This is a genomic window from Paenibacillus senegalensis JC66 (assembly GCF_000285515.1).
Lineage (GTDB): Bacteria > Bacillota > Bacilli > Paenibacillales > NBRC-103111 > Paenibacillus_L > Paenibacillus_L senegalensis.
Window position 1 is genome coordinate 21,148 of record NZ_HE610958.1, and the last position, 3,977, is coordinate 25,124.

The following is a 3,977-nucleotide window of genomic DNA, read 5'->3' on the forward strand; positions in this document are numbered from 1 at the left end:
TATAAACAAATATCCTATTATCGGCATAAGATAAGCAGCAATAATTATAAAAACAACCATGGTCCACTCCCTCTTAAACTTTGCTTTTGGAGGTTTCGGATAACGTTCTTGCATTCACGACGTCCCACCGACTTAAGGTTCCGCCCTTCCCCTGCACTTTTTCCGGTGCTTGATCTCTTTGGTGGTCAGCCATCCGATGAAAACCGCCCCGCCAATTAAAAAGATAGCCCGCGTCAAAGGGGATGCCTCAATCAACCAATACCCTATCAACCTTTCCACTCCTTCCCTATTGGCTCACAAAGACCATCCTACCACGGATTTTCTGTTCTTAAAAGTCCGATTTAAAATAGAATTCAGGCAATCGAAGTACCTCCACCCGCTTACATCCATTGTCTACACTTTTCTTATAGCAGTCCGTTTGGAGGTCGTTTCATGACACAGAAAACAACAAGAGCCATCATTGGCGAACGAATCAGGCATTACCGGAACAAACCAGACCATCCACCTCGGGGATCGGTGCGGCCATCCGTGAGCTGCGAAAAAGCCGCAACATGACCCAAGAGCAGTTGGCCGAACTTACCGATACCGCCATTTCCTACATTGGGACAATCGAGCGCGGCGAACAAAACATCACCATTCAAACGCTGGACAAAATCGCCCAAGCGCTTCAATCGGATATTTACGAGCTGCTGACACTAAGTCAAACGGATAACGAAACGATCCGGAAAATTAACGCGCTACTGCTCACACAAGACCACTTCCACCAAGAAAAATCATTCAACGTTCTAAGAGAAATGCTGAGAAAGCCAAATGATCCTCCCCACTAAAAGCACAAATAGCCCTTTCAAGGGCTATTCCTACGCATACGAAGCCTCGATGACCCGCTCGAATAGAATCCACCTTTTAAACAAAAAACGCCACGGCCCAACGAGATGAAGCGCTATTTTTGTCTACATTTTTCACTTGTAGGCTTTCTCATGAAAAAGGTTTGGAAAGAATTAACCTTCAGGAAATTATTTCTACAATATGTGGAACATTTTCTTTTCACAGGTCGTCATCTATATGTAGGATTATTTGGAACAATTAGGGGGTGATTTCGGTTTTTGATTGGTGTTAGATGAGTTACACATAAAATTTTATTAAAAAAGAGGAGGCGTACACACAGAATGTTTAAGAAACTAAAATTACCAATTTACGCTGCGGTAATGGCCCTTTCACTTACAACCTTATCGGGAACCGGTCTGGCTGATCGAGCCGAGCCACCCGAACCTATTGTTTACGTGCATGAAGGAAAAGAATTTAGAGCAATTCCTGGAGAAGTACTAGAGCCTCCAAAAGATGCCGTTCCTAATATTGTTTCAAAAGAGGAAATAGAACAATTGGAGAAGTTGGAAATTGTCAACAACGAACGTATTCAAGTTGAAAATATAGGCCAATTGTATCCTGATCAATACGGGGGTACAAATATAGTGGATGATACTCCTGTTTATTATATAAAAGGTCAAGATACTGAGTTAGAAAAGAAAATTAAAAGTTTAGATCCGGAAGCCCAAATCTCTTATGTCAAATTCAGTGAAAAAGAACTGGATGAAATTGAAGCAAAATTACATGAAAGAACTGAACTTGGAGTTCAGTTTGTTATTAAACTGGTGGCAATTAATCAAGTTGAATTAATGATTAATGAAGAAGTTTACAACGAGAATAAAGATGAGCTTTTACGAGACATCGATCCAGAAGCGGTTAAACTCAGATTTGGTAACTATAGATTCATAGACCAGTCTGCAACAATTTATCCTGGGGAACAAATTGAACGGCAAATAAGTTCCAACAACTTTCGACCTTGTAGTGCAGCCTTTAATGGAACTGCAGGTTCTGCTTTAGTCACTGTTACGGCTGGACATTGTGGTAATGGAACTTATTTTGATTTATCTGATAGTAATAGCTCCATCGGGACAATGAATAACGCCACCGTCTGGAACAATATAGATGCAGGCTTTATCAGACTGAATAGTAATGCAAGCAGAAGTTATTATCTTAATGGAAGTACCAAAACCATTGGTACTTTCGACTGGAATGGAGGATGGCACCGAGTAGGTAATCGGGTTAATCTTCATGCAACAAGTACTGGTAGCGGCAGCTATTCAGGGACGATTCAAAGTGCCTCATTTAGTCTTGATGGATTGACCGATTTAGTAGCAGTTTACCCTCCATTTAGCCAATCTGGAGATAGTGGTGGTTTATGGTATAGAGATATAACTAGCAACAATAGGACTTATGCTGTTATTGAGGGAGTACACAAAGGGATAGTTGCAGATCAATTTGGTTTCCCTGTATATTCTGTATATTCAAAATTTGCTAATGTATATTCAGAACTAGGCATGTCTGGAGTTTTTACAGACCCTAGCTATTAATTCTAAGCCCCTTGGGACATAGAGGAATAGAAGTACATTATTTTTAAGTAGTGGACAAAAAAATGGTCAGCACCGATCCGTCAGGGGCTGGCTGTTTTTTTGTTTATCTAAGCTACTTACCTACTCAAACGCTGGATAAAATTGCCCAAGCCTGCATTGAAATGTTGAGAACACCAAACAACCCCACTAAAAGCAAAAATAGCCCTTTTAAGGGCTGCTATTCCTACGCATACGAAGCCTCGATAATCCGATCAAACGGAATCCACCGTCGTTCTTCCCCTTGCTCCAGCTCCACGCCGCGGCGCTCGATCCGCTTGACGATCCCCGAAACCAGCTCATATGCAAAATCGCCAAACAGCGTTAGCACCAGCCCCACACCTTCCGCTTGGGAATGCTGCAACATCTGCTCGATATCCAACATCTGCTGTTCATCCAAAATCGGTTTAACCAAACGCTTATTCTCGCGCTGCTGCCATAAAATCATTTCTCGGTGTTCCGGCAAAATCATGCGGCTGCTTTCCCACATCAGATTGCTTCCCGGCGTTAGTTTATTCTCCTTCATCGTATAACCTCCCCAAAATAGGAATATATGTTCCTATTATAAGGGCGCATAAGACTCCCCGACAACAAAAATGATGTAAACACTTAGCAGATCCATTCCGGAAAAAATGTAAACAAAAAGCGCTGCGGCCGACGAGCCGCAGCGCGATTTTTGTTTACAATTTCGCGCGCCGGTTCCAGGACGTTGTTTACATCAGAACGAATGGCCAACGCCGATCCGTCCAGAGCTAGTTGCTTCCTTGTTTACATCAAAACAAGGTCTATCAGCACCTTGCATGTCATTGTGTTATAATTTTTAAGGAACGTGGAGGTGATGAAAGCTTTGATCGAACCGGATGCGCTTGCGCAGTTAGTCGGTGCGGATGTGTCCGGCTGATCCCGCTTCCCCGAAACTGAAATGCCTCTCCGAGCCCTCTTCTTACTTCGTGCCGGACCGAGGGCGAATGCCCGATGCGTGAATATGGTGTTATCCGAAGTTCATGGCTTCCTGAGTTACTTTCATAAATTTTATTTAACCTTTTCTAAGGCCCTTAAAATATTGTCTTCTCCATTGTCATCCCAAATAATTAGAAAGCATTTTTCCTTATTTAATTTTTGTAAAGCACCTAATCTATGGTTCCCGTCTCTAATACTTAACGATCCATTTCTGGTTTCAGCAATTAAAGGCGGCATGTCCCAGCCATCTTCTAGACGTATACATATTTCATTGATATTATGGTTCCACCATTTTTCATCTTCGACATATTCCATATCAAGCTCAGGTCCGACAACCCTGTCGAGTAATCTTGTTTCGATTTCTATTGGTCCTAGCCAATATCTCTTTTTATTTTTCAGTCCTTCTGATAGACCAAGATTGTCTCCTTCTCCATTCAAAAAGAGATGAACCCATGTTTCTATATCATTTTTAGAAGCAAAGTCCATTGCTGACTTTAAAGTATATATAGACATTATTAATCTCTCTTTCTTTATTTGGTTTATCATTAATATGCATTCCATGAATTTCGG

5 protein-coding genes are annotated in these 3,977 nt (G+C 41.7%); 2 read left to right on the top strand and 3 right to left on the bottom strand.

The window, feature by feature from the left end:
- Window positions 1–132 precede the first annotated feature (132 nt).
- Complete coding sequence (locus PSHG_RS30445; RefSeq protein ID WP_157213434.1) at window positions 133–270, bottom strand: hypothetical protein; 138 nt, start codon at window positions 268–270, stop codon at window positions 133–135.
- A gap of 254 nt (window positions 271–524) precedes the next feature.
- Between PSHG_RS30445 and PSHG_RS08560 the strand changes: the two genes are divergently transcribed.
- Both PSHG_RS08560 and PSHG_RS08565 read left to right on the top strand, forming a co-directional pair.
- Window positions 525–827 carry a helix-turn-helix domain-containing protein gene (locus PSHG_RS08560; protein WP_262362331.1) on the top strand — a complete coding sequence of 101 codons (303 nt, stop codon included), beginning with the start codon at window positions 525–527 and terminating at the stop codon, window positions 825–827.
- 339 nt (window positions 828–1,166) lie between these two features.
- Complete coding sequence (locus PSHG_RS08565) at window positions 1,167–2,411, top strand: chymotrypsin family serine protease (protein ID WP_010271874.1); 1,245 nt, start codon at window positions 1,167–1,169, stop codon at window positions 2,409–2,411.
- A 223-nt stretch (window positions 2,412–2,634) separates the two neighbouring features.
- Here the strand turns inward: PSHG_RS08565 and PSHG_RS08570 are convergent, their stop codons facing one another.
- On the bottom strand, window positions 2,635–2,973 hold the full coding sequence (locus PSHG_RS08570) for a YolD-like family protein (protein WP_010271877.1): 339 nt from the start codon (window positions 2,971–2,973) through the stop codon (window positions 2,635–2,637).
- Window positions 2,974–3,479: 506 nt separating this feature from the next.
- A partial coding sequence (locus PSHG_RS08575) for a ParB N-terminal domain-containing protein (RefSeq protein ID WP_010271881.1) occupies window positions 3,480–3,977 on the bottom strand: 498 nt, incomplete at its 5' end.

What these genes read in the sequence shown, in the direction of transcription:
- PSHG_RS08565 (WP_010271874.1), top strand. Translation starts at nt 1,167, where the DNA reads ATGTTTAAGAAACTAAAATTACCAATTTACGCTGCGGTAATGGCCCTT.
- PSHG_RS08570 (WP_010271877.1), bottom strand. Translation starts at nt 2,973, where the DNA reads ATGAAGGAGAATAAACTAACGCCGGGAAGCAATCTGATGTGGGAAAGC.